The organism is Streptomyces sp. MCA2 (assembly GCF_023544705.1).
In the GTDB taxonomy this organism is placed as follows: domain Bacteria; phylum Actinomycetota; class Actinomycetes; order Streptomycetales; family Streptomycetaceae; genus Streptomyces; species Streptomyces decoyicus.
In genome coordinates this window covers 23,961-49,870 of sequence record NZ_JAMJFM010000008.1, presented here as the reverse complement: position 1 = coordinate 49,870, position 25,910 = coordinate 23,961, and the positions used below count along the sequence as shown (strand labels likewise).

At 69.8% G+C, this 25,910-nt stretch carries 22 protein-coding genes; 9 read left to right on the top strand and 13 right to left on the bottom strand.

The window, feature by feature from the left end:
* Positions 1–46: 46 nt before the first annotated feature.
* Positions 47–1,216: a hypothetical protein gene (locus M8I34_RS08570; RefSeq protein WP_250048646.1), complete on the bottom strand. Its 1,170-nt coding sequence runs from the start codon at positions 1,214–1,216 to the stop codon at positions 47–49.
* Between the two features lie 873 nt (positions 1,217–2,089).
* On the opposite strand from M8I34_RS08570, the gene M8I34_RS08565 reads away from it, so the two are divergent.
* Positions 2,090–2,677, top strand: a complete 588-nt coding sequence (locus tag M8I34_RS08565) for a pyridoxamine 5'-phosphate oxidase family protein (protein WP_250048645.1) — start codon at positions 2,090–2,092, stop codon at positions 2,675–2,677.
* A 263-nt stretch (positions 2,678–2,940) separates the two neighbouring features.
* On the opposite strand, the gene M8I34_RS08560 is transcribed toward M8I34_RS08565, so the two are convergent.
* On the bottom strand, positions 2,941–3,615 hold the full coding sequence (locus tag M8I34_RS08560) for an SRPBCC family protein (protein ID WP_250048644.1): 675 nt from the start codon (positions 3,613–3,615) through the stop codon (positions 2,941–2,943).
* 183 nt (positions 3,616–3,798) lie between these two features.
* On the opposite strand from M8I34_RS08560, the gene M8I34_RS08555 reads away from it, so the two are divergent.
* A complete protein-coding gene (locus M8I34_RS08555) occupies positions 3,799–4,452 on the top strand; it encodes a TetR/AcrR family transcriptional regulator (protein WP_250048643.1) in 654 nt (217 codons plus the stop codon).
* Between the two features lie 167 nt (positions 4,453–4,619).
* On the opposite strand, the gene M8I34_RS08550 is transcribed toward M8I34_RS08555, so the two are convergent.
* The 4 genes from M8I34_RS08550 to M8I34_RS08535 all read right to left on the bottom strand — a co-directional run bounded on the left by M8I34_RS08550 (position 4,620) and on the right by M8I34_RS08535 (position 6,941).
* Positions 4,620–4,871 (bottom strand): hypothetical protein, encoded by a 252-nt coding sequence (locus tag M8I34_RS08550; protein WP_250048642.1) that lies wholly within the window; start codon positions 4,869–4,871, stop codon positions 4,620–4,622.
* Positions 4,872–5,463: 592 nt separating this feature from the next.
* Positions 5,464–5,601, bottom strand: a complete 138-nt coding sequence (locus M8I34_RS08545) for a hypothetical protein (RefSeq protein ID WP_308372083.1) — start codon at positions 5,599–5,601, stop codon at positions 5,464–5,466.
* Positions 5,602–5,928: 327 nt separating this feature from the next.
* Complete coding sequence (locus M8I34_RS08540) at positions 5,929–6,624, bottom strand: SDR family NAD(P)-dependent oxidoreductase (RefSeq protein ID WP_250048641.1); 696 nt, start codon at positions 6,622–6,624, stop codon at positions 5,929–5,931.
* Positions 6,625–6,773: 149 nt separating this feature from the next.
* The gene (locus M8I34_RS08535; protein WP_250048640.1) at positions 6,774–6,941 is read right to left on the bottom strand and encodes a hypothetical protein; all 168 of its coding nucleotides are present in this window, start codon (positions 6,939–6,941) and stop codon (positions 6,774–6,776) included.
* 68 nt (positions 6,942–7,009) lie between these two features.
* Here M8I34_RS08535 and M8I34_RS08530 point away from each other — a divergent pair, with 68 nt between their 5' ends.
* From M8I34_RS08530 to M8I34_RS08515, 4 genes are all read left to right on the top strand, one after another.
* The gene (locus M8I34_RS08530; protein WP_250048639.1) at positions 7,010–7,918 is read left to right on the top strand and encodes a LysR family transcriptional regulator; all 909 of its coding nucleotides are present in this window, start codon (positions 7,010–7,012) and stop codon (positions 7,916–7,918) included.
* 397 nt (positions 7,919–8,315) lie between these two features.
* Positions 8,316–9,785, top strand: a complete 1,470-nt coding sequence (locus tag M8I34_RS08525; RefSeq protein WP_250048638.1) for an MDR family MFS transporter — start codon at positions 8,316–8,318, stop codon at positions 9,783–9,785.
* Positions 9,786–10,456: 671 nt separating this feature from the next.
* Positions 10,457–11,443 (top strand): hypothetical protein, encoded by a 987-nt coding sequence (locus M8I34_RS08520; RefSeq protein WP_250048637.1) that lies wholly within the window; start codon positions 10,457–10,459, stop codon positions 11,441–11,443.
* Positions 11,444–11,819: 376 nt separating this feature from the next.
* The gene (locus M8I34_RS08515) at positions 11,820–12,254 is read left to right on the top strand and encodes an SMI1/KNR4 family protein (protein ID WP_250048636.1); all 435 of its coding nucleotides are present in this window, start codon (positions 11,820–11,822) and stop codon (positions 12,252–12,254) included.
* A gap of 713 nt (positions 12,255–12,967) precedes the next feature.
* Here the strand turns inward: M8I34_RS08515 and M8I34_RS08510 are convergent.
* From M8I34_RS08510 to M8I34_RS08500, 3 genes are all read right to left on the bottom strand, one after another.
* Entirely contained in the window at positions 12,968–13,423 is a 456-nt protein-coding gene (locus M8I34_RS08510; RefSeq protein WP_308372082.1) for a hypothetical protein, read from the bottom strand.
* A 462-nt stretch (positions 13,424–13,885) separates the two neighbouring features.
* Positions 13,886–14,551, bottom strand: coding sequence for a TGBp1 family protein (locus M8I34_RS08505; RefSeq protein WP_250048762.1), 666 nt, complete (start codon positions 14,549–14,551; stop codon positions 13,886–13,888).
* Between the two features lie 423 nt (positions 14,552–14,974).
* Entirely contained in the window at positions 14,975–16,018 is a 1,044-nt protein-coding gene (locus M8I34_RS08500; RefSeq protein WP_374210875.1) for an AI-2E family transporter, read from the bottom strand.
* Positions 16,019–16,757: 739 nt separating this feature from the next.
* Here M8I34_RS08500 and M8I34_RS08495 point away from each other — a divergent pair.
* Both M8I34_RS08495 and M8I34_RS08490 read left to right on the top strand, forming a co-directional pair.
* A complete protein-coding gene (locus M8I34_RS08495; RefSeq protein WP_030993176.1) occupies positions 16,758–17,117 on the top strand; it encodes a YciI family protein in 360 nt (119 codons plus the stop codon).
* A gap of 8 nt (positions 17,118–17,125) precedes the next feature.
* Positions 17,126–18,364, top strand: a complete 1,239-nt coding sequence (locus tag M8I34_RS08490; RefSeq protein ID WP_250048635.1) for an RNA polymerase sigma factor — start codon at positions 17,126–17,128, stop codon at positions 18,362–18,364.
* A 136-nt stretch (positions 18,365–18,500) separates the two neighbouring features.
* Here M8I34_RS08490 and M8I34_RS08485 read toward each other — a convergent pair whose 3' ends face one another.
* The 3 genes from M8I34_RS08485 to M8I34_RS08475 form a co-directional block, all read right to left on the bottom strand.
* A complete protein-coding gene (locus M8I34_RS08485) occupies positions 18,501–19,187 on the bottom strand; it encodes a hypothetical protein (RefSeq protein ID WP_250048634.1) in 687 nt (228 codons plus the stop codon).
* A gap of 521 nt (positions 19,188–19,708) precedes the next feature.
* Positions 19,709–21,700, bottom strand: a complete 1,992-nt coding sequence (locus M8I34_RS08480; RefSeq protein WP_250048633.1) for a SpoIIE family protein phosphatase — start codon at positions 21,698–21,700, stop codon at positions 19,709–19,711.
* 46 nt (positions 21,701–21,746) lie between these two features.
* Positions 21,747–22,448, bottom strand: a complete 702-nt coding sequence (locus M8I34_RS08475; RefSeq protein WP_250048632.1) for a class I SAM-dependent methyltransferase — start codon at positions 22,446–22,448, stop codon at positions 21,747–21,749.
* 399 nt (positions 22,449–22,847) lie between these two features.
* Between M8I34_RS08475 and M8I34_RS08470 the strand changes: the two genes are divergently transcribed.
* Complete coding sequence (locus M8I34_RS08470) at positions 22,848–24,053, top strand: cytochrome P450 (RefSeq protein WP_250048631.1); 1,206 nt, start codon at positions 22,848–22,850, stop codon at positions 24,051–24,053.
* Between the two features lie 142 nt (positions 24,054–24,195).
* Here M8I34_RS08470 and M8I34_RS08465 read toward each other — a convergent pair whose 3' ends face one another.
* On the bottom strand, positions 24,196–25,890 hold the full coding sequence (locus M8I34_RS08465) for an ABC transporter family substrate-binding protein (RefSeq protein WP_250048630.1): 1,695 nt from the start codon (positions 25,888–25,890) through the stop codon (positions 24,196–24,198).
* Positions 25,891–25,910: the final 20 nt, after the last annotated feature.

The following is a 25,910-nucleotide window of genomic DNA, read 5'->3' as shown; positions in this document are numbered from 1 at the left end:
ACTACCCCCAGGGCCATAGATGTTGAGGTCCGATCCGGGACAGCCCTTAGGGCCGGTCGGGGCCCGGAACAGAGGTTATGGCGTCTGCGTTCTCCGCACGGCCCACAGCCACCCGCAGCGTCAGTGCAGCCACGCATCCCGCCACCAGGCCGCAGGTCAGGGCCGCCGGGACACCCTCACCGATGCCGGCGGACAGGCGCAGCAGGTCCCAGCGCAGGCCCGAACTCATCCCGTCCACCGCCACCCTCAGCAGCTGACTCGCCAGCAGTCCGAGGACGGTCGCGCAGACTGCGCCGGCCGCCATCGCAGGGACCGTGGCTCGGGTGAGCAGTCCGGGCAGCCGGCGCAGTGCCCACCACACCACGGCGAGCAGCAGCACGTCGACGGCGCGATACAGGAGCCAGCCACCGAGCGGCGCGCCCCCCGGGCCCACCCAGCCGCCGAGCAGCAGCCACTGGCGCAGGAGGTCGCCCGGTTCGGCGAGCAGCCCGATGTTCGGGGAGACCGTCTGGAGGGCGGCGGCGACCGGCTGGTACGAGAGGATCACCAGGGAGAGTGCGATCACCGCGGTCCCGGCGGTGGCGGCCAGGCGGGCGGCGCGCGCCGGGACTTCCTCCTGCGGCAGCGGACCGGCCCCCTTGGCAGTGACTCGCGCTATGAGCACTGTCACCGCCGCCGCGACCAGCGCGGTCACCACCAACACCTGCCGCCCGGAGGAGATCACGCTCGCCAGCTGGGGCAGGAAGCGGTAACTGCCGTGCCCTCCCGAGGCGATCAGCCACGGCGCGGAGACGGTCACCGCCAGGGTTCCGGCCACCAGACCCCAGGCCCATACTGCGAGCAGCGCGGCCGGCATCCGGCCGTGCACCGGCGGCAACCTGCGGACCAGGAGCAGCGCCCCAGGTACGAAGAAGGCGAAGACCGCGCCGAACCGGATCTGTAGAGCAGTGGTGTGCAACGTGAGGTAGCTGGTGCCGGCGGTCCCCGCTGCGTTCCCGATCCCGCCGGACACCTCTTGGCCGGACTGAAGCGAGGCGGGAGGGTCGTACGACCAGGGCGTGAGCCACCGCGCCAGCTCGGCGGCGGACTGGCCGTCGAACATGGCAGTGGCGCCCGGCAGGCGCAGTGCGTGCGCGCTTGCCCCCGCCCACCACAGAAGGGCCGTGAGCAGCAGCGCTCCGGCCAGTGCCGGTATCACCGCGCGCCGGTATGTCATGACTTTCCCCCGTCTTGGTCACGCATCCCCTGATTCCTCTGCCCAGCGGAGATTACGGGGCGTTGATCACATACGGATCACGGCGGTGCGCTGGTTTGGCCGGGCGCCGGAGGCGACGGATTCAGCTGGATCCTGGAGACGGCCGGGCAGTTGGCGATTTTTTCGCGTGGCTCCGTGCAGGCCGAGCGGCCGTCTCTGGTTCCCTGTCGGCGGGAGGGAGCGCGGGCCGCTGAGGTGGACGTCGGGGCTGGGCCGTGGGGCGGCCCGCCCCACGGCGTACCGATAGCGCAATTGCGGTGAGACTTAGAGATGCGGGTGGCGCGCCCGGAACCTACGCGAGGCGTGTGGTCACCGGAGCCCGCCCGCGTTGGGGGAAAAGGGTCGGTAGTGGTTGCTCACGTCTGCGTACTGGTCGGGCCGGGCAGCTCGGTGGGCTTCAGGGTGGTCGAACGGGCGCCGACGTCCGCGGCGCAGGGATGATGCTGCCCGGGAGACCAGACGGCTGAGGGCGCTTTTCATTGGTCCTCCACTCATGGCGTTCAGTACTTCGAGCGTACGGAACGCAGGGAGAGCGTGAAGCGATCTGAGGGAGATTTGAGGGAGCACAACGGGACTACCCAACCGCCCGTGTTCGCACCGGTAATGGGCACCCGCTTACCCTCACCCACCCCCAGCGCACCTCGGCGCCTGCGTGGTAACGCCCCTTCCACAGGCCACCATTGAGTCTGATCCGGCGTGGCCCCGCTCGGCGCTCGGGAGCGTCTCTTCGATCGGACAGCTCGACATTGTGGTTGGGACCTGGCCACACCAGACAGGTCATCCGGCGGCTGAGGTACCCCCCTTCGCGTGCCCGAGTAGACGAGAATCGGAGGCATGGGAAAGACACACGAACGCATAGACGGAAGACTCCGCGCCTTCATCGAGTCACAGCCCATCTTCTTCACCGCGACGGCGCCGTTGTCCGGCGACGGTACGGTCAACCTGTCGCCCAAAGGCCTCGTCGGCTCGTTCGCCGTACTCGACGAACAAACGGTGGCCTACCTCGACTTCGCCGGCAGCAACGCCGAGACGGTTTCACACCTGCGCGAGAACGGCCGTATCACCCTGATGTGGTGCGCCTTCCAGGGCCCACCGAACATCGTGCGCATTCACGGCCGTGGAGAGCCGGTCTTCCGCGACGACCCACGTTTCGAGGGCCTGCTCGCGAACTTCCCGGACATCGACCCGGCATCGCACGGCCTGCGCGCCATCATCGTGGTGACGGCCGGTCTGGTCCGTGACACCTGCGGCTACGCAGTTCCGTTCCTGGCATACGAAGGGGACCGCGATCTGCATCGCAAGCGCTTCGAGCGTGAGGACGACGATTCCCTGGCGCGCTACTTCGAGAAGAAGGAGCACATCGCGGCAAGCCTCGACGGTCTGCCCGGTCTGCCGCTTCCGCTGCCGCCCCTCAGTCTCTAGTACGTGCCCCTTCGAGCCGTAGCTCGTTGTTCCGGCCCAAGCGGCAGCAGTTGTGGTCGGCGGACGACACCTGGGAACGGCTGCTCCAGCACATCCAGCCCGCCGTCGACGCCAAGGGCGGCATCGACCGGGAGATCCATGCCGACTCCACCTCGGTGCGGACCCACCAGCACGCCGACGAGGCTCCGAAGGCCCCGGCGGCACCACCCAAGGCCTCAAACAGAGCCGCACAAAGGCCAGTTCACGTGGCTGCGTACTTGCGCCTACGCATGTTCCTGAAGGTACCGGTTGTGGGCGCGGGCTTCGGCGGCGGACTTCAGTTCGCGCAGCCAGGCCTCGAGGCCCTCACGGAGGATCTTGGTCGCGGTGGGAACGTCCGCTTCCACCTGGTCACCGGTGTGGGTCTCCTCGGTGCTCACACGGACGCCGCCCTTGACCTCGGTGAAGTTCCAGACATGGACACCGTCGATGCGCAGTCCTTCGCCGATCGCGGGACCGGTCCAGCGGATGCACGAGTTGCGCCTGATCTGCTGGACGGTAGAGGTGATCTCCAGGCTGGTGGCGGGAGTCGAGGGGTTAGGGGGTATCGGGGTCGTCCACCGGAATGCCGAACCCTTGCGGAGGGGACCGTGGTCGAGGCGTTCCACGCTCTCGACGGGGGGCTGCCAGGACGGCCAGCGCTCCACGTCGGTCTGTAGCTTCCAGACGGTGCGCAGCGGGGCGTTGATCACGGTCTCGGTCCGGTGGCGGACGAGAGCATCGGGGTCGACGCCCTTCCCGCGGCAGGTGAGGGACTTGCCGGGTTGGGACGTGGGCGAGGCGTGGGACGTGTGGGAGCCGACGGCCCCGGCGGGTGCGGCAGCGGCGCCGATCAGGCCGAGGACGAGCGGGACGGGTAACAGGGCGGCGCGGATGCCGGTACTGCGGATGCCGGACATGACGATCTCCTCTGTCGGTCGGGACATGAGCGCTGCCAGTCGGCCACACCGAGCAGCCCCGATAGAAGCTCACGTGTTCGTTATAAGTTATAACGTCACGCGGAGCGGCAGGTCAATGGATGCGTGATAGCTTCTAACCAACCCTTGAGGATGTAGCCAGATGAATGGAGGCGGTGGCAGGCCATGGCGACGACGGGCGCGAACACCCCGCGGGAGCGCTATCGGGCCCAGGTGCGAGCGGAGATCACGCAACGCGCCTGGGAACAGATCGCCACGGCGGGAGCGTCCGCGCTCTCCCTCAACGCGATCGCCAAGCAGATGGGCATGAGCGGACCGGCGCTCTACCGCTACTTCGCCGGCCGCGACGAGCTGATCACCGAACTCGTCCGGGAGGCGTACCGAAGCCTCGCTGAGACTCTCCGCACGGCCTCCGCCACCGGCGCCGACCTGGCCGGGCTGGCACACGCCCTGCGCGACTGGGCCCTGGCGGACCCTCAGCGGTACTTCCTCGTCTACGGCACCCCCATCCCCGGCTACCACGCGCCCGCGGACACCACCGCCATCTCCTCCGAGATCATGACGACCCTGCTCGACGCGTGCACGGCGCTCGCACCGGACGACGTCGCGACGCCCTTCGGCACCTACCTGGAGGACCACCGGGACTGGGCCGCCGGCCACCCCGCCTCACCCGAGGCCCTCCACCGGTTCCTGACCTTCTGGACCCGCCTGCACGGCGTCCTGTCGTTGGAGCTCGCCGGTCACTTCACCGGCATGGGCCTCGACCCCGCCCTGCTCTTCGCGGCCGAACTGGACGACCTGCTGGCACCCCGATCCTGAGATCCTGAGGTCGCATGCGGTGGAGTGCCCACGGTCCGGTTCGGAGACCGGCGGATCGCAGGCGACGCGCTGACCAGGAGAGTGGACCGACGCAGACGAGCTCCGGGGCGTTGGTCCAGCGCCACGACGGGACGCTGGACCGGCGGCGGCACAAGGCGCCTTCCTGACTAGTGATGCACTGGGGTCAGACACAGCGTGATATCGCCGAGCCGGCTGCCCCGCTCGGTGTACTCGTCGAATTCCGCTGGGCATTTTTCTTGGCGCGTGGCGCTGAACCTGACCCTGTAGTCGGCTTTGGCGTCACCGCAGGCGACAGTGAAAAGGACGGGGTCCGCGTGTGTGCCACGGTTTTCCAGACAGTCCCCGGCGACCGCGTCGCGAGCGCCTCTCTCAGGGGGCTTACCGTCGTCGGTCGCCATGCTCAATACCCAGAACCCTGCGAAGGCCACGGTTACGGCGCCGAGCGCGATGAGCGGCCGGAGCCAAGGGCGTCGCGCAGGCCCCGTCGGCGTGAACATCGGGACGCCGGACTGCTGGACCGGCAACGGCCCGTACGCAGGCTGCTGACCTTGGAAGAACGGACCAGTGGCAGGCGACCCGTAGGGGGCCGGGCCACCGTGACTCGGCGGCGGCCCGTACGGGGTCGGGCCGGGCTGCCGGCCGTAGGGAGTCGGCCCTTGTGGTGGCGGTGAGTACGCAGACATACGGGTCCCCCTGTGGTGATGCGGTGGCCTGGCGCGCCGGATCAAGTTCGATCACCAGGCTATGAGGTCCCCGTACCTCTGCCGCACACCGGGCCACTTCGTGCTGTGTTCCTGTCCTGCGGTCACCCGCCACGCCTGCCAGTCGGCTGGCGGGCTGGCGGGCTGGCGGGCTGGCGGGCTGGCGGGCTGGCGGGCTGGCGGGCTGGCGGGCTGGCGGGCTGGCGGGCTGGACGAAGGCATACCAACGGCCCATGGACCATGCCCTCCGCAGCGGCCACGGGCGCCCAAGTACATCGGGTACGGCCGCCTATTCCCACACCTCGGGCCCACCGCCCTGCCACTCGATCAGGCTACGGTCATCGAGGGCGATGAGGCTGTCGTCGATACCGGCCTGTCGCAGAAACCGCACCACATCAGCGGTGTTGTAGGCCACACCGAGAGCCACCCCGCCGAGGGTCACCGGACGGCCTCCGTCGCTGGCGGGCGGACAGACATGAAGAGGGGCATGCTTCACCATGTCCTCTAGCTTTCACCCGAACATCTCCCGCCGCACCTGCTGTCGCCCTCATCAACAGGTGGCCGTCCATCGCCGAGACGGGAGAGGGCGGAGACGTTCGTGCGGGTCACCGCTGCCTGGGTGCTCCAGGCCGAAGACAAGGTCGACTACCGAGCGGTCCTCTTCGGCACTCTGGCTCAGGACTCGGCGTGCACCGTTTCCCTCCGGCCCGTTGACCAGAGGTATCAGCGATCCCGGCGGGTTCGGTCGCGGCGTCTACCAGGGCACGGCCTGCCCCTGGTAATCGAGAAAGTGGAGACCGGGCTTCCCCCGGTGGCACTCGATCGTCTCCGCCACCCCGGGGATGCTCTCCTCCACGCTGAGATCGGCGTCAGGTCCACCGAGTTCGGTGCGCACCCAACCCGGGTCCATGAGCAGCAGCGTCCGTGTGTCCTCGGCATTGCGGGCGGCGTGGCTGCGCATCAGCTGGTTCAGCGCGGACTTGCTGGCCCGGTACAGGTCCTGCCCGCCTTCGGTGTTCAGAGCGATGCTCCCCTGGTCGGAGGACATCACGCCGATGGTCCCGGTCGGCGCGACCAGCGGGCGGAGGGACTCCACGACACGCATCGGGCTGAGTGCGTTGGTGATCATGACCTCGGTGAACATGTCCGTCGGGACCTCACCGATGGGGATATCGCCGCGCGTGATGGCGGCGTTGACGAAGAGCAGGTCGAGGGTGCGCTGTGCCAGTCGGTCGCGCAGTGCCGATATCTGCTCCGGCTCGGTCATCTCCAGGGACTCGATGGTCAGCCGCCCTCCGGACGCTTCGGCCAGGTCGTGGAGGCCGGTGTGCCGGCTGCCGCGGACCGTACCGATGACGTCCCACTCGCGACGGAGGTATTCGGCGGCGAGCGCGAGGCCCAGGGTCCGGGAGGCCCCGACGATGAGGGCGGTCTTGCGGGTGTCGGTCATGTGGTGCGGTTCCTATCGTGGGTCAGGACTGTCGCGAAGCATCGTTCAGGGCCGTCGTCGGTCGGCGAGCGTTCGCCGGCGGACGGCCGCAGCGGGAGCAAGTGCGGCAGCGGGTGGGGCGGGAGCGGGTGGTGCGGGAGCGGCCGTATTCAGCCGGGTACGGCCGACGGGAAGGCCTGCTCGCACCAGTGGCGGAAGGTGAGGGGGCTCGTGGTCGGCGCGGTGCGGGCTCGCCGCGTCGAGGCCCTCGCCCTTGTCGCCTGCTTGCGCAGGATCCGGCTGTCCAAGCCGACCGCCGGAGAGGTGATGGCGGTCATGATTCAAGTCTCCGAGCGGTTCGGCCGGACGTCCAATACCCTTTCGATCACATTGATACCTTTCAGGCATGGATTTAGATCTGCGGAAGCTCCGCTACTTCGTCGCGGTGGCCGAGCATCGGCAATTCGGCCGGGCGGCACAGGCGCTGTTCATCGCACAGCCGGTCCTCAGCCGGCAGATCCGCGCGTTCGAGCAGGAGTTGGGATGCCTGCTGTTCACGCGGACCACGCGCAGCGTCGAACTGACCCCCGCGGGGCGGCAGCTGTACGACGAGGCACGGAGGATCACCACGGTGGTGGACACGGCCCTGCGGCGCGTGCACGAGGCCGAGCGGGGCGAGCAGCGGCTCGTCATCGCCTTCTCGCCCGGCCTTCACGTGTCGGACGCGATCCGGGCGTTCACGGCGAGCCACCCGAAGGTCGAGATCGATGTCTTTCCGCTGCGCTGGTGGGAACAGGACGCGCCGCTTCGCGACGGCCGCGCCCACGTCGGATACCTCCGGCGCCCCTTCGACGATTCGGGGCTGCGCACGGTCCCCATCGGTCACGAGACCAAGGTCGCGTGCCTGCCCGTGACGCATCCACTGGCCGGCCATCACACACTCACATCGGCTGATCTCGAGGGGGAGCCGATCCTCGACGTCAGGACGCGCCGGACGTCCTCGCTGGAGGAGAAGTTCGAGCTCATCGCCTCCGGGCAGGGCCTCGCGCTCGTCCCCCTCAGCGTCGCGGGCTCGTACTCCCGCCCTGACCTCGTCTACCTGCCGGTGACCGATGCCCTGCCCGTCGAGACCTGCCTGGCGGTACCGGAGAGCAGCTGCGCGGGCCCCGTACCGGACTTCCTGGACATCGCCACCGCCACACTGCGCCGGCACTCCGGCGATACGGAGGGGAGAAAGCCGGGACCGCCGGCCCAGCGCCCGACGACAGCGGCCGCCGAGGCCGGAGAACCGGCGCACGCACCGTCCGCAGACTGACCGAGTAGGCGGAGTAGACGAAGCAGACCGAGTAGGCGGAACACCAGCACGCCGCAGCCCTCTGCTCAGATCACCGCCATATCCGCCATGTCCGCCATGGTCACAGCCCTCCTGGACCGCTTCGGCCGCTCCTGGACATCAGGAACCTTCTGGACCGCCGCTGGCGTCGTGGCAGGCGTCGATGAAGCGCGGCCCGTCGGCCACGGCGTCGCCGACGGATGGTTTCGTGAGCAGGCGAAAATTCGGGTGAGATCGACGCGACGATGCGAAACACTCGCGCCGACCGATGAGTTTTACTACGCGTGCCGGTCTCTTCCTACAATCACCACCCACGTCCGTGCCGACAGCCCCTGGCTGCGAGGCGACTGTGACCAGGAACCCCCAGCGAGGTGCTGCCATGTCAGCTGTGACCCAAGAACGACCACCCGTGCAGGCGGGCCGCATACCTACCGTGGTGCGGCTGCTGGTGCTGGCCACGTTCGTAGTGATCCTGAACGAGACGATCTTGATCAACGCCATCCCGAGGTTGATGGAGTCGTTGCACGTCACCCAGCAGTCGGCGCAGTGGGTCTCCACCGCGTTCATGCTGACCATGGCCGCTGTGATTCCGGTCACCGGCTGGTTCCTCCAGCGGGTCACCACCCGCCAGGCCTACGCCATCGCGATGGGCGTGTTCCTCGCCGGTACCGCCCTGTCAGCCGTCGCGCCGTCCTTCGAGGTGCTGCTGCTGGGTCGGATCGTGCAGGCCGCAGGTACCGCCGTGATGATGCCCCTGCTGATGACCACGTTGATGATCGTGGTGCCCGAGCAGGACCGCGGCCGGGTGATGGGCAACGTCACCCTGGCGATCTCGGTGGCGCCCGCGCTCGGACCTGCCGTGTCCGGGCTGATCCTCCAGGTCGGCTCCTGGCGAATGCTGTTCGTGGCCGTCCTGCCGATCGCGGCTCTGGTGACCTTCTTCGGGCTGCGCAAGGTCGACAACATCAGCGAGCCCCAGGTGAGCTCCATCGACTGGCTCAGTGTCTCCGTGGCGGCGCTCGGCTTCGGCGGTCTGGTGTACGGACTGAGCCTCCTCGGCGAAACCGGCGGCAGGGTCGGGCTCGGCATCGGCATCGTCATCGCCGGGGTCGTGGCCATCGCGGTTTTCGTGATCCGCCAGCTCAAGCTGCAACGCACCGGCGTGCCGCTGATGGATCTGCGCACCCTCGGGTACCGCACCTTCGGCCTGTCCTTGGCCCTCATTTCCATCGGCTTCCTGGCGATGCTCGGGTCGATGATCCTGCTGCCGTTGTACCTCCAGAACATGCGCGGGCTCAGCCCGCTGGAGACCGGCCTGCTGGTCATGCCGGGCGGTCTGGCCATGGGACTGCTCGGACCGACCGTCGGAAAGATATTCGACCGGTTCGGCAGTCGGCCGCTGGTACTGCCCGGCTCGATCGGCATGGTGCTCGCCCTCGCCGGTTTCACCCAGGTCTCGATGACGATGCCGTACTGGCAGGTGCTGGCACTGCACGCGCTGCTGATGGTGAGCCTCGCGGCGACGTTCACCCCCGTCTTCACTCTTGGCATGGGCGGGCTGCCCCCGCACCTGTACTCGCACGGCAGCTCGATGCTCGGGACGTTGCAGCAAGTCGCCGCAGCGTTCGGGACCGCGCTTGTGGTCACCGTGATGACCGCGCGCACCGGTCACCTGGTCGCCGACGGCATCGCCGCCGTGCCCGCGGAGCTGAGCGGGATGAAGCTGGCCTTTGGTGTCGCCGCCGCTCTCGCCGTGGTGACGATCGTCGTTGCCGCGAAACTGCCGCGCCGGATCGCTGCCGACGGCGCCGAGGACGGCAGCGTCGCGGACCAGCCCGCCGGGGCATGAGGGCCGCCGGGTGAGGCTCAGGCCGCCCGAATTGCAGCAACAGCACGGCAAACCATTATGTACCGGCCAAGCGGTACGTAGCCTCGCCCTGAACCTGGCCGGACCGACCTGTGCACTGGCCTTGTCCCGGGCCTGCGCGCCGGAGACGTCCGAGGCAGGCGAGCGCGATCTCACAAGACAGGACATCGAACAAGCCGGCAGACCACATCGTCTGAGGCCGCGAGCGATGCGGACCAGTTCATGTGAGACCGGGCCGGGCCGGATCGACGGAGACGGGGCACGCCGGGCGGTGGCGACAGACCACCACCGGTTGTCCCGTCTCGGCGAAGTCCGGCCTGTCACCGGCGCTGATTTCCCCCGAGACCGCAGGCCGCACCGACATCCCCGTCCACCCCGGCTGCGACCGGCCGAGGATGCGAGCCCTTTCCAGCGCCCAGCACGTACACGGCGAGGACGGCACGGGTGTCATCGGCCTGACCGCTCCGCCCACCGCCTGCCAGAGCACCGACGAGACCCTGGTTCATGGCCTGATCCCCCCGGCTGCTGAGCCCCCGCTCACTGAGCCGACCTGACCCTGCCTGATCCGACCGGGGCCGGACCCGAACGAAAGACCCTAGCCTTGGCGGCCGATGGCGCGACAGTGCGCACACCTCGGAGGGGCGACAGCAACGATGCGGGCAGGGATCGAACTACACGACACCGACTGGACCGAGGCGGAACACGCCTACGGCGACGGAGCGGACACCCTCAAGTGGCTTCTCGACGCCTGTGGCGAGGACCCGGACCGTGCCGAGCGGGCCGTTGGCGTCCTCCACAACTGCCTGGTCCACCAGGGAAGCGTCTACGCGGGGTCGGCCAAGGCGTACCCCGTTCTCGTGGACCTTCTGCTCGACCCCGCGGCACCTGGCCGGGCAACCCTCGCTGACCTGTTGCTCGGCATCACCATCGGCATCGCGGAGACCGAAGCCGTACACCACGAGATCCGTGCGGCTCACGCGCGGGCGACACCCCGCCTGCTCCCCCTCCTCGCCGACCCGGTCCGTGAAGTGCGGCACCGCGTCGCCTACGTGACCGGGTTGCGCACCGGGCACGAGGAGCTTGCCGTACGCACGTTGGGCGAGCGCGCGCTCAACGAACCGGATCCGCTCATCGCGGCGGTCATGACCGGTGGCGTCGCCCGGCACGACGTCGCCGGCCGCGCCGCGTGGCTCTCCGGCGCTCTGGCCTCCCGTCACACACCTGCTGTGCGCGCCGCCGCGGCGTGGGGCATCGCCCAAGCCGGACTGCCGTGGACCACCGAGGTGACCACCGCCGTCGCCGAGGCTTGGGAGCACGGCGACGTGCTCAACGGCGATGTCATCGAAGGCGAACAGTGGCGCTGGTCGGACAACCCGCTGGCAGAGACGCTCGTCGCCATGGCTGACCCGGTCCGCGCGGCGGAGATCTGCCTACGGCTGACCCAGTCGGAAGACGAGGACACCGCGGAGTGCGGTGCCGTCGCCGCCGTGGGCCTGTTGGCGGAACACCCGCACGCGTACCCGGCGTTCGCCCCCGTGATCGCCGCCGTCCGCACCCACCGGGACATCCAAATCCGCTCTTACGCCAATGACCTCGCCGCCCTCACACCGGTGGACGAGGGGGACCACACCGTGCGCTAGGCGTGGTCGCGCGACCTGCTCCCCGCGGTGCGGCGGTGATCCCACTGCACCACGCATGTCGCCCAGCTGGGGTGCTGCTGCTACGCGATCCGGTCCGACTCCAGCACGACGTTCCGCAGGCTCGGGGATGATTGCGCTCCGCGTACACGGGGGCGGGTATCTGCCCGTTCTCCCCCGGCCACGAGGATCGTTCGATGACGTACGGCTCGGTGTGGTGGCGCAGCTCGATCGGGTTCTCCCGGCGGCGCGGACCATGCCGGGCAGGCCCGGCGCCCGCTCTCGGCAGACTCAAGCCTCAGTTCGTTCTTCGACCGGCCGATATGGCCTTGTCGGGGTGCCATGAGAGTGGCTCTGTCGCTCTGCCTAAGCTGCGCGCATGTGGAAAGAGCTCGCCCGACAAGCGTTCCCTGCGGTGGAATTCAGCGAACCCGTCGACGCGGCGAGGGTGGCTGCCGCTGAGCAATGCCTGGGATGTCCGCTGCCATCCGAGCTGGTGAGCCTGTTCCGGGAGACCGACGGCATGGTGGGGCACGACGGGGTGGACACGGTCTGGCCCCTGGAGCAGATCGTCGAGCAGAACCTTCATTTCTGGTCCGACGACGCCTTCGGCGAGCTGTACATGCCGTTCGACGCACTCCTCTTCTTCGGCGACCAGGGCGGCGGCGACCAGTTCGCCGTCGTCCGTACCCCCTCACGAGCAGACATCTTCGTGTGGGAGCACGAAGACGACAGCCGCCGGTGGGTGGCCCGGGACCTGGAGGACTATCTCGGCCGGTCTCTGACCGATGGCGGAGACGACTGGTACCGGTAGCCGAGGACGTCCGGCAGCGGTTCGGCCGAGGGACTGGTCTGCCACGTCCACGTCTACGGCCGTGCAAGGTCCGCGTCCGTGGCCCAGTTCGTCGCGGGCTGAAGAACGAGCTTAAGACCCAGACCTGGTGGGCTCGGGTCGAGCCTGCCGCTTGCCGGAGCAGTCCCGGCGAGCCCGCAGGAAGGCCGTGGCGGCCAGTGCCGGGAATGCGATGACGCCGACCAGACCAGAGACCACGGCCGGCTCACCACCACCTTCCTGGAGCACGGCCGCCAAAAGCTGGGCACCGGCCAGCACTGTCAGTCCCAGATACACCCACCGTGCCCAGGCGGGGTCTTCGGGTTCTGTGTGGGACGGCACCGATGCGATGTCGCTGTGATGGGCCATGTCCTTCGTGTGCCCCGCAGCGCACAGCTCATGACCCACCACTGCCCGGCGCCCGGGGTCAAGTTCCTGTTGGCGGCTTTGCACTCCATACGTGAGGGCCGTATCCCCGCCATGTGACCAACGGATTGTTCAGCCGACCAAAGCATTGCCATTCCCGAACCGGCGGGTTGAGCCTGGCCGTTGGCGGGCGCCCGAGTGCAGTGCGTACAGGTCAGTGCCTGAAGCTGTAGCGGGTGAGGCGTGCGCGGGCGTCTTTCTCGGTCAAACCGAGTGCCTGCCCGATCGTCTCCCACGACGCTGCGTCGCACTCCGCGGCGTAGGCGGCCTCACGGCCGACGCGGCCGGTGGTGCGCTCCAGTGCCGCGACGGCTTTCAGCGCAGCCAGCGGTGCCTGGTCGGCCAGGGCGCTCGTCCAGCCGGTCCAGCAGGTCTGCCAGTTCGGTCGGCAGCGGTACCGATCGTGACTCGACCTCGCCGATGTGTTCTTTCCAGTCTTCGTACGGGCCCGGGGTGTCGAGGTCGTAACGCCGTCCGTCGTTCGCTTGGTCCCAGTCGATCGGGTAGCGGCGCGTGCCGCGCCAGCCGCACGAGCACGAACCCCGCATGTGGTCCGCCCGCTGCCGGCCCAGCCTTCCGTTATAGGCCCACCACTGACTGGTCTGGTGCATGTGGCTACCGCTCCCGATGTCCAGGTACACCGGTCCCGGCTCACTGCCGTCGGCGAGGACTGCCCCCGCCATCCCCTCATGAGACGACCCGAACTCCTCGCTCTGCCACTCCATGACGTCTCCTTCGCCAACCGTGCGGCATATGCCAAACGAAAGAATGCCCCAGCCGGGGAGCCGTCCACCGGAACATCCCCGAACCGGTCACGCTCGCACGCTCTTCTGCCACTGCCGAACAGACAGGGACATAGGGGCGTTTCAACGAACCGGGACCGGTGGACAGGCCGCCCGCGCTCACAACCCAGCCGGTGCGGGCGCACGCAGACCACGGCCTCGGTGCGTGCCCGTCAGTGCCGCGGCCGGCAGGACGCCTCACTGGTTCTGTAGGAGCGCATAGCGACGATGACGCGGTTCGACCGCGGGGATGAGGACAGCGACCTCCCGCCCTTCCGCCCCCTTCACCCGCTGGGCGTAGTGGGCCCCGTACGGCCTTCGGTTTCGGCCGGGGTGCGCGCTTCAGCCAGACCAGGTGGCGCTTCACCCGCTGAGAGCGGTGCCGGTGAGGGCGCAGGGGCAGGCTCAGGCGGGCCGGGGCACCGTTCGCTCGCCCACCGCCAGCGACGGTGTCCTGACCTGTGCGGAGACGAACTCCACGGCCGCCACTTGCTCCCGCGAACCGCGATCCAGCAGGACCACTGATATCGCCTCCGGTACGGGGCCGGCAGCTGGGCTCGCCGGTGGGGCGGCTGGATCCGGGAGCCCGGCGGCTTGTGCTGATGGAGCGTCGGCTTCGTCGGCCGTCCATGGGGCACGTGGCTGTGCCGCTCCGGGTCCGGACAACGCCCCGAGCAAGCGGTCCAGGCCCCGGCTATGCCGGGTGAAGGCGCGTTGCGGGGCCCACCGGCCTCGGGCTTCCTGGCCCGACAGCGCCTCGGTCACCCCTACGTCCAGCACCACCAGGTGCAGTTCGCGTCCTTGGCGTCCGGCACTTCTGGCCAGCCACCGGCGCATCCACGGCCGCCCACCGCAATCGTGGACCAGCAGGGACTCGCCGTGGCGAACCGCCGTACGCAGCCACCGGAAGTACCTCCACCGCGCCCAGGGCCGGTACATCGCGTACGGCAGGCGGGCCGGCATCGCCGCCTCACAGGCGACGTGGACGACTCGCGGATCTATGACGGCCGCGGCCGTGGACCAACGTCGCAGCAGGGTGCTCTTACCGCTCCCGGGCAATCCGGAGACCACCACGACCGCCCCGGCGGGATACGACAACCGAGCCGGAATGTCTGCCGGGCCCCGCAGGTCCACCAGTCCTCGCGGCCGCAACGCCGACTCCTCCTGCGCAGCAACGGAGTTCTCCGTCGCGCCCGACCAGACCGAATTGCCCACTACCCGTCCTTTGACCTGACTGATGGCCCCCGCAACCGCGACCAGCGATCTTCACACAGCGCACAAGGACTTCAAAGCCGAGGCGGTTTCTGTCCGTTCCTGTCCTGCTCGACCACCGCGCCGTGCCCCGGGCCTCTCCGCTCAGCGGTTCGGTCCCTGCCCGGACCGCAGCACCCACCAGTCTCTGCCGCCCGCTCGGCTGCGTACACGATCGCCGACGCCTGCCGACCGGCATCGTGGGGGGAGGGTGGACGCTCTCTCATCGGGCAGTGGGCTCGCTCAGCGTCCCGGGGAGGTCGTCGAGGGCGCGGGCGGGGGCGGGTGTGCGCGCAGCACGCCGTACACGGACCAGGCCACAGAGACCAGCGGTACGGCGACGACTGCTCCGGGCACGCCCGCCGTGACGCTGCCGCAGACGACCGAGAGCGCCACCACCACCGGGTGCATGCGGACGGCCCGGCTCATCACGAGGGGGTGCAGCACATGGCCTTCGATCTGTCCGATGACGACGATCAGCAGCACGACGACCGCGGCCACCAGCGGCCCCTTCGCGGCCAGTGCCACCACGGCGGCCACGGCCAGCGCCACCGGCGAACCCACCAGCGGGATGAATGCGGCGAAGAACTCCAGCACGGCGAGGGGGACGGCGAGGGGCACCCCCAAGGCGAAGAGCCCTACTCCCACCAGGACTGCGTTGCTCGCGGCGACCACCACGATCCCGCGGGTGTACCCGGTGAAGGTCACCCACGCCGCACGCCCCGCGAGACGTACGGGCCGGCGCCCGCGCCGCGGCAGCTGACTGCCGAACCACGTCCACATCCGGTCGCCCGAATGCAGAAAGAAAACCGAGCAGAACAGCGCCAGCGCCGCGACGGCCAGGACTTCCACGAGCTGGCTCACGCCGCTGAGCGCTTTGCTGAGCAGACTCGCACGGTGGCTCGACACGAACCGCGACACCCGCTCCTGCACATCCGAGAGAGTCCCCGCGCGCAGACGGAAAGGCGGGCCTTCGAGCCAGCGCTCGATCCTGGCCACGCCGCCGACGAACTCCCGGCGCAGCCCCTGCCACTCACCGGCGACATTCGCCCCGATCAGGCTCAGGATGCCGAAGAGCAGCACAATGCCGATCAGCAGACCGGCCGCTACCGCCCACGAGCGCGGTATCCAGCGGTTCAGGAGACTGACCAGGGGTTCCAGAAGTGCCGTCAGCACCATGGCCAGGAACACCGCCAGTGTCACCAGCTGGAACCGTCCCAGTGCCGCGAAGATCGCGTAGACGGCCGCACCCACGATGATCAGGCGCCAGCCGTACGCCGCCGCCACCCTCAGCGTCGGAGAGACTTCGGTGGCCTCCCCCGCACAGCCCGGCCTCTCACCCGCCGGCCGGCCCACGCCTAGGGCTCGCGCCCCGCGGGCCAGTCGCGCGGTGCTCTTGCTGCGCCGCCGTGCCCTGCCCTCGGGGGCGGCGGGGGAACGCCCGCGCTCCCTGCCGGATCGGTTCCGCACTTGGCCGCCACCGCCTCCCACCCCTCCCGTGCCCAGGGCCGGAAGGGGGACGCCTGCCGCGCGAGGGGCAGGCACCCGCCCTCCGCGCATACCCGAGGTGGTATCACCCCCGGACGGTCTTCGAACGTGTGCGGGCCCGTATTCCCCCGAAGGCACGCGGCAAAGGGAGGCTCCGGGCCGGGCGGGCGCGGCTGAGGCGGCTGAGGCAGCCGGCAGGGCTGAGGCGGCTGAAACGGCCGGCACGGCTGAGGGGCCCGGCGCGGGGCTGACGGCCCGGTGTGCGCCCCCTCCATGGGCCCCCGACACCGCCGAGCACGCTTTCGCCGCCGTGCGGGCCCTCCACTCCGGTGCTTCCGCTGAGGGCTCAAGCTGGGAGGTGAGGGTGTCTCCGCTCCCCCGCCGTAGGAGCGGGTGTCTCCGCTCCCCCGCCGTAGGAGTGGGCGCAAAAAAATCCCGGGCCGGTCGACTCCCCGTGTCGATACGGGACGAGGTCATTCGTATAGAGGGTGAGAGGCCGGCAAGGCGCCGGCGGAACGCTCGGCCGAGGAGGCCCACCATGACGCACTACCTGCTCAGCATTTACCAGCCCGACGGGGACGGGACCCCGCCGCCGCCGGAGTTCCTGGAGCCGATCATGCGGGACGTCGAGGCCCTGAAGACCGAGCTCAGGGAGGCCGGCGCCTGGGTGTTCTCCGGAGGTCTGCACGCGCCGAGCACGGCCACCGTGGTGCGGCTGAAGGACAACGAGATGCTGACGACCGACGGGCCGTACATCGAGGGCAAGGAGCACATCGGCGGCTTCACCGTCATCCAGGCGCCCGACCTCGATGCCGCGCTCGAATGGGGCCGCAAGCTCGCCCGCGCCACCACCCTCCCCATCGAGGTCAGGCCGCTACAGCACGGGTCCTGCGGGTGACATCCGGCATGCCGAAGGCGACCGCGGCGGACATCTCGGGGGTGTTCCGTGAGGAGTACGGCCGTGCGGTCGCCGTCCTGGTCCGCGTCTTCGGCGATATCGACATCGCCGAAGAAGCGGTCCAGGACGCCTTCACCGCGGCGGTGGCGCGGTGGCCGTCCACCGGGCTGCCGCCGAGCCCGGCGGGCTGGATCATCACCACCGCCCGCAACCGGGCGATCGACCGCCTCCGCCGGGAAGCGTCCCGCGAGGACCGGCAGGCCCGAGCGGCGCTGCTGCACGCCGGCGACGAACCGGCCGAGGAGGGACCCGTGCGCGACGACCGGCTTCGGCTGATCTTCACCTGCTGCCACCCCGCGCTCGCTCCCGCCGCCCAGGTCGCCCTGACCCTCCGGCTCCTCGGCGGGCTCACCACCACGGAGATCGCCCGCGCCTTCCTGGTCGCCGAGCCGACCATGGCGCAGCGGCTCGTGCGGGCCAAAGGCAAGATCCGCGACGCCCGGATCCCGTATCGGATCCCCACCGACGCCGACCTCCCCGACCGCCTCCGCGCTGTACTGGCCGTCGTCTACCTCATCTTCAACGAGGGCTACACGGCGAGCTCCGGTGAGGCACTGATCCGCGAGGATCTCTGCCGGGAGGCGATCCGCCTCGGCCGGCTCCTCGTCGAGCTGATGCCCGACGAGCCCGAGGCCATGGGTCTGCTCGCGCTCATGCTGCTGACCGAATCGCGCCGCGCCGCCCGCACCGGACCGGACGGCAACCTCGTGCTGCTGGCCGACCAGGACCGCGACCTCTGGGACCACGGCCTCATCGCGGAGGGCCACGCCCTCGTCCGCCGGTGCCTGCGACGCGGCCAGCCGGGTCCGTACCAGATCCAGGCGGCGATCAACGCGGTCCACAGCGACGCGCCGACCGCGGCGGTCACCGACTGGCGCCAGATCCTCCAGCTGTACGACCTGTTGCTCTCCTTCGACCCGAGCCCCGTCGTGGCCCTCAACCGTGCGGTCGCGGTGGCCGAGGTCCGGGGGCCGGAAGAGGCGCTCGCCCTCGTCGAGAGCCTCACGCTCGACCGCTACCACGTGTTCCACGCCGTCCGTGCCGACCTGCTCCGTCGCCTCGACCGCAACGCCGAGGCGGCCCTGGCGTACGACAAGGCGCTCGCCCGCACCGAGAACGCGGCGGAGCGTGACTTCCTGCGGCGCAGTCGTCAAGCCCTCCCCGGGGAGGGCGGAGGCCGGCAGTGAAGGAGTCAGCGGCAGGACCCGCGACGCACCGGCGGCACATCACGTCCTGTGGTGACGGACCTGCGGCGGTGGTGGGTGACCATGAAGTGCCGCAGGCCGAGGAGCCGAGGGGCGGCGGACGGATGTGGCGTGGTCGTTATGCCGAGGCGGCGGCCAGGGACGGAAGCTGGGTGGGCGGCGCGGGGGTGGCGGCGTCGAGGATCTGGCATTCGTCCGCGTCGTGGTGGGCGAGAACGGCGCTGAGGGCTTCTTCCGCCTGGCCGTGCGGCTGGGTGTCCGGCAGAACGGTGATCGACAGATGGCGCAGCAGCTCGGTATGGGCGGCCAGGACCTGACGGGTGCGGGTATCGGCGTGGTCGGTGAGCAGCAAGCGGGCCGCGGTGTTGGCGGCGCGCAGCCGGGGCTGGTGGATGCGGCGGTGGGAGCGGGGAAGGGCGCGCCAGGCGGTGTTGGCCACGGTCACCAGGCGCCAGATCTCGTTGTCGGCGGGTTCGGTGTCGTAGAACCGCAGGCCGTAGCGGCTCACCAGCCAGTAGGAAGCGGTCAGGGTGACAGCGGTGGCGGTGTCGAAGGCCAGCCAGAGCTGTAGCAGAGGAGGCTGGCCGTAGGCCGCTCGGACCGCGAGGGCTGCGCCGGCCCCGCCGGCTCCGAACAGCAGCGCCCCGGCGAGCAGGAGGAGGAAGGCGGCCGGAAGGGCACCGATCCCGTTGTTGCTGTCCAGGCGCGCCATGCCCTTCCAATGGGGCGCCAGATAGCGGGCGTAGCGGGCCGGCTTGGGGGCGGGCTCGATCAGGGCGATGCGTCCGGCCCAGCTGACGCTCATCGGTCTGTTCATCGTCTTGGCACCCAGGGGGTCGCTACAGGGAATCATGTGAGCGACAACGAGCCGTGAGGGAAAACGCGACATGCGGGGCGGAGGTTTAGGCAGCAGATTCCTCCCTCCGGCCGGGCGCGCGACGCATCGGGCGGAATGCGCCGGTGGAACACCTGGCCGATCATCCGACACATAGTCACCCCGACAGTCTCTGCGACAGTCACCGTGAACCGCGCTCATCGGCCGTCCATGTGACCGCCGCGCCGCACCGTCCGTTCGGCGTCCCTTCGGCTTCTCCAGGGGGCGCTGCCGCCAGTACGACGCGCGGTGGCTCCGGGGGTGTGAGCGTGAGCGCGCTGCGGCCGGAGGGGGCGTCCCCGGCCGGACGGGGGGCCGGCCGGGGACTACAGAGCGTGTGCCCTCCGCGGCACCACCGAAACGCGGAGTCCCGGTCGATGTTCCCGCCCGCGCAGGCGAGTTGGTGCAGTGGCGGCCCCGAGGGCCTCGCGTGGGTGAGCCACCGACAGGCGTTACGGCGCGTCCCGTCCGTTCGGGCGGTATTCCTCGGGGATCGGCTGCTCGAACCAGACGACCTTGCCCGTGCTCAGCCGTGTCGCTCCCCAGCGCTGCGCGAGCCGGTCGACCAGGAACAGACCGCGTCCGCCCTCGTCACCGGCCTGAGCTCGTCGCATCCGGGGTACCTGCGGTGAATCGTCGCCCACTTCGCAGCGGAGCACATCGGTGCGCAGGAGCCGCAGCGCGATCGGCCGGTTGGCGTAGCGCACCGCGTTCGTCACCACCTCGCTGACCAGGAGTTCGGTCGTATCGAGCAGTGGGTCCAGGCCCCAGCGGTGCAGCGCTCTGCGGGTCAGTTGCCGGGCCCGGCCGGCCGTTTGCGGCTCGGGGTTGAGGAACCAGTACGCGACATTGCGCGGCGGAAAACCGTCGAACCGGGCGGCGAGCAGCGCGACATCGTCGTCCCGGGCGTCCTGGTCCAGGAGGGTCAGCACCGCGTCGCAGAGCATTTCCAGCGGCGGGGAGGCGACCACGGCGGCAGCGGCTTGCAGGCGGGCGCACAGCAGCTCCACTCCTGTCCAGACGTCCCTGCCCCGGGACTCGACGAGGCCGTCGGTGTACAGGAGCAGGGTCGCGCCGGTGGGCGCGGGCATCTCCACGGATTCGAAGGGGACGCCGCCCACACCGATCGGCGCGCCGGGCGGGATCCGGAGAACTTCGCCCGACCCGTCCGGGTGCAGCAGTACCGGGGGCAGATGGCCCGCGTCGGCCACCAGCAGCCGCTGCGATATGGGGTCGTAGACGGCGTAGAGGCAAGTCGCCATGTGCTCGCTGCCGAGGCGCTGGGCCTGCTCGTCGAGGTGGTGCAGGACCTCTTCCGGCGGCAGGTCGAGCCCGGCGAGGGTCTGCACGGTGGTACGCAGCTGCCCCATGATCGCGGCGGAGGTCATGGAGTGGCCCATGACGTCGCCGACGACCAGCGCGACGCGGTTGCCGGGCAGCGGGATCGCGTCGTACCAGTCGCCGCCCACCTGGGAGGTCTCGGCGGCCGGCAGGTACCGGCTCGCCAGCCGGACACCCGTGGTCTCGGGGAGCGAGGAGGGCAGCATCGTGAGCTGGAGCGCGTCGGCGAGCGAGGCTTCGTGTCCGTAGAGCGCCGCCTTGTCGACGCCGAAGGCGGTGTGGGTGGCGAGCTGGGAGGCGACGAGGAGGTCGTCCCCCGTGAAGGCGATCCGCTCGGCGCCGCGCAGCAGGGCGACGGTTCCCATGAGGCGACGGCGGCCGTACAGCGGGGCGATGATCAACCGTCGGCCCGGTGGCGGGGAAGGCGGCATGCTCGCCACCGGATCCAGCAGTTCGGTCACCGCGGGCGCGATCTCCGGGGCGTCGCCGAACACGGGACGCCCGGTCAGCAGCAGCTCGGCGAATCGGCCGGTGACCGTCAGCTGTACGAAGTCCGCGGCTCCCGGGGGCGCGGCGGTGACCGAATCCTCCGGCCCCTGAGCGATGCTGTGCAGCCGCAGGACGAGGGGCTCGGCCGGCTGCCTCTCCCCCGTCGGAAGTGGATCACGCAGGTGGACGAGGACGGCGTCGGCGAACGTGGGGATCGCGGCCCGGCACAGTTCCCGGAGGGTTTCGTCCAGGTCGATTCCCCGGGCGATCCGCCGCGTGGCGGCTTCGAGGTAGCGAAGCCGGTCGGTCGATGTGCCGGGGGCACGCTCCGCCTCGTCCCGGACGCCCTCCGTGGGGCGCTCGGCGGCGGCCTGATCCGACCCCGGACGGGTAGCCGGGTCCGGACCCGGCCGGGTGGTGCCGCGGCCGGGAGGGGCCGGGTCCTCCGGGGGCACGCTGCCGGGACGGCCGCTTCCGGGAGAAGGCGGCCGGGGCGGCGGGGCCGCGCCCGGGTCCACCGGCGCGGCGCCCACTGCCAGGTCCTGGGGCGCACGACGGCCCTCGGTCCCGGCGGAGAGACTGCCGGAGCCTTGGTCGGGGGTGCGGGGGTCCATTGCTCGTCTCGTCCGTCCGGTGGGCGCCAGGGACCGCGGGGCGGCCTCAGCCGCGCCGCGAGCAGTTGAGGAACAGCTGTTCCTCGGGCGGCACGTCCGAGATCGCGGGGGCGTAGGTGTAAGAGCACTCCTCGACGACCTCGAAGTCCGCCTCCTCGATGACCGTGCGCAGGTCGTCCCGCAGGTAGCCGGACACCCGGATGGTGTTGCCGAGGAAGGGGATCGTGAAGTAGTCCACATCGGCCTCCACCATCGACAGGGTGAACAGGCCACCGGGAACCAGCAGGCCGTGGATCGTCCGCAGCGCCCCGGGGATCTCGGCGCGCGGCAGCATCAGCAGGGAGAAAAAGGCCGCGACCGCATCGAAACGACCCAGGTCGTGGGGGCCGTCGGGCTCCAGGTCGGCGATGTCCAGCCGGTGGAACGTTGCACGGGGCACATACTCCCGGGCGAGATCCACCATCCCACGGGACAGGTCCACGCCGACCACCTCAAGACCCGCCTCCACCAGCTGCCGGGCGGTCGGGAGGCCGGTTCCACAGCCCAGATCCAGCACGCGGGACCCGGCGGGCAGCGTCCTGATCAGCCACTCGGCGGCGGCGAGCTGCCCCTTCTTGTACGGGAACGCCTCGTCATAGCGGTCGCCGATCGCGTCGAACGCCTCGGCCTGCCCCTCGCGATCGGGCCGTATGCCCTCGGGGGCGGCCTCATCGCTCTCGTAACCGGTCTCCAGAAAACCTTCGCTCACGAATGACGCCTCTTCACGTGCGTTTATTCGATTACCTCCATCATGCACCCCTGGCGACCGCCACCGCCCCCTGCACAGCGGCAGGCCGCCGGGGCTCGCAGGGAGCGCGCAGGGTGACCCGGACCGGCCGCTCGTCCGGCAGCCCGACCGGCGGCGGGGCGCCCGGCTCCGGAGCGCGGGGGTGGGCCGGCGGGTGAGCGACGACCACTGCCGAGGACTTCCCCCCAGCCGCGTCGGCCGACGCCCTTCCACGCACCCGGGGCCGGGCACCGTGCCGCCGAACACCCCGTCGGCCGCGTGGAGTTGAGCGTCGGCCGAACGGTTTGCGGAGCCGCCGCCACGGATAGTTCCCCCGTACCCAGACGTACCGCGGCACAGGTCACGGGGACAGGAGACCAGATGGCAACGGAACCGGTGGAGGCCCTCGACCTGGCGGCGTTAGGGGAGGATTACGTCCGCGATCCGCACGAGGTGTACGCGCGGCTGCGCGAGCGGGGGCCCGTACACCGCGTACGTCTCCCGGAGGGCACGGTCGTCTGGCTGGTCGTCGGCTACGAAGAGGTGCGCGCGGCCCTCAGTGATCCTCGTCTGTCGAAGGAGTGGCGGCACGCCTCGTCCGCGCAGCCCATGCAGCCGGTGTCCATCGGCGTGTCGATGCTCCGCTCCGACGCGCCGCAGCACACCCGCATCCGCGGACTGGTCGCCCGTGCCTTCACCGCGCGTCGGGTGGCGTCCCTCGCGCCACGTATCCAGGAGATGACCGACGAGCTCCTCGCGGCGATGCTCGCCGCACCCGAAGGCCGCGCCGACCTCGTCGAGGCGCTGTCCTTCCCGCTCCCGGTCACCGTCATCTGCGAGCTCTTGGGAGTGCCCTTCCTGGAGCGGGACATCTTCCGCACCTGGACCGACATCCTGATGGTGGGTGCCGCGACGCCGCAGACCAGGGAAGCCGTGACATCCATGGCCGGCTACCTCGACGACCTGGTGAAGACCAAGCGCGCCCGGCCCGGCGACGATCTGCTGACCGATCTGATCGCGGTGAGCGACGAGGACGGCGACCGGCTCAGCCAGGTGGAACTCCTGGGAATGGCACAGTTGTTGCTGATCGCCGGCTATGAGACCACCGCCAATCTGATCTCCAACGGTGTCCTGGCGCTGCTCACCCACCCGGATCAACTCGCCCTGCTGCGCGCCGATCTGTCCCTCGTCGACGGCGCGGTCGAGGAGATGCTGCGCTATGACGGGCCGCTGGAGACCTCCACGTTCCGTTTCACCCTTGAGCCGACCGAGATCGCGGGCACGGTGATCCCCGGTGGCGGCGAGGTGGTGCTCCCCGTGATCGCCGACTCGGGACGCGACCCCCGCCGCTTCGACGATCCCGGCCGCTTCGACATCACCCGCGACGCCAGGGGCCATGTGGCCTTCGGCCATGGCATCCACTTCTGTCTCGGGGCCCCGCTCGCCCGGCTGGAAGCGCGGATCGCGGTGCGCACGCTCCTGGAGCGCTGCCCGAAGCTGGAACTGGACGCTCACCCGGCCGACCTGTCCTGGCGGTTGGGCGCCTTGCTCCGTGGTCCGCGGAGTCTGCCCGTCCGCTGGTCGTGAAGGAGCTTGCCGGCAGGCCATCCCGGCGGATGGTGGCGTCGGCGCTCGGTCGGTCAGCTCCGCCGCCACGTACGAACGCCGGTGGCCGTACCCCACCGTTCGGGTACGGCCACCGGCGTCAGTGTGCCTGCTGCTCAGCGGACTACTTGGTGAAGCCGATGCGCTCGTAGACCACGTCGGTCATGCCGAGCGCACCCATGTTGACGAGGTTCTTCTTGATCGCCGCGATGTCGGGACGCTGGTAGAGCGGCAGGACTCCGGCGAGCTGCCACGCCTCGGCGTCGGCCTGGTTGGTCTGCTTGAGCGCGCCGGCCGGGTCGGCGGCGTTGGCGCTGGCCGCGTAGAGGAGGTCGTCCAGCTTCTTGCTGCCGACGTTGGCGTCGTTGTTGCCGCCCTTGGCGCTGTAGACGTTGGTGGAGCCACTGGCGGGGAACGGCGTGCCGAGCAGGGTGTAGGGCGTGATGTCGAAGTCGCCCGGGGTGATGTACTTGTCGAAGAAGTCGTTGAACGGCACCGTCTGGACCTGAAGCTTGACGCCGACCTGCTGGTACATCTGCGTCAGCATCGACCCTTCGTTGGTGGCCGCGGGGGTGTTCGCCGGGATGATGAACCGCAGCGACAGCTCCTTGCCGCCCTTCTTACGGGTCTTGCCACTGAGCTTCCAGCCGGCCTCGTCGAGCAGCTTTCCGGCCGCCTTCGGGTCGTACGTACCAAGCTTGCCCGAGTTGTCCTGGTACCCCTTCTGGTTGGCGATCAGGAGGTGGTTGTCCATGGTGGAGGGCTTCCAGCCCAGGCCCTTGAGGTCCGACTTGGCGATCGTGGCGCGGTCGGTGGCCATGAAGAGCGCCTGGCGGACCTTCGGGTCCTTCAGCTTGCCGCTCTCACCGTTGAAGGTGAGCTGACGGTAGTTGGGACCGCCCGCTTCACGGAGCTCACCGGCCGACACCTTGGACGCCTGCTTGTAGGCGGAGGAGTCGCCACCGACGTCGAAGTAGTCGATCTCGCCGTTGGCGAAGGCGCCGGGCATCGAGGACTGGTCCATCGCGTGGAAGACGATCTTGTCCAGCTTGGGCTTGTCACCCCACCACTTCGGATCGGCCACCACCGTGACCGTCTTGGCGGACTTGTCGATGCTGCCCAGCTTGAAGGCGTTGCCGGTGACCGGGATCTTGTTGACGTAGGCGGTGTTGAAGGTCTTGGCGTCCGCGACGTACTTCGCCGGGTACAGCGGCTGGTTGGCCGACGCGTTGAACATGCCCTTCCAGTCCGCGAACGGCTTGGCGAAGGTCATGACGGCCTCGTACTCGTCCTTGCCCTTCTTGACGTCCTCCACCTGGTCGAACCCCACGGTGGAACCCACCTTGTACGCCTTGTCGTGACCGTCGAGGGCCTTGGTGTTGGCCGCGATGTCCTTCCAGGTGATGGGCGTGCCGTCGGACCACTTGGCCTTGGGATTCAGTTGCCAGGTGACGACCTGCTTGCCCTTGACCGTCGCGGACGAGGCGTCCAGCAGGAACGCCTTGTTGGGGTTCTGCACCCCGTGCGCGTCCGAATGCCACAGGCTCGGCATCAGGGACTTCATGACATCCGTGGGGCCGGACTGCACGCCGTCGACCTCCGCGATGTTCCACTGGGTGGCGAACACCTGGATGGCCCAGTTCATCGTCCCGCCCTGCTTGAGCTTCGCAGGGTCCGTCGCCTTGATGTTGACGGCGGTTGTGCCCTGTGGAGCCTTCTGCTGGGCGTCGTCGCTGTCCGAGCCGCCACAGGCGGTCAGTGCCAGCGACGACACGGTGAGGGTCGCGACGAGGGCGAGTGGATAGCGGGAGACCTTCACGGATGCCTCTTCCTGAGCTG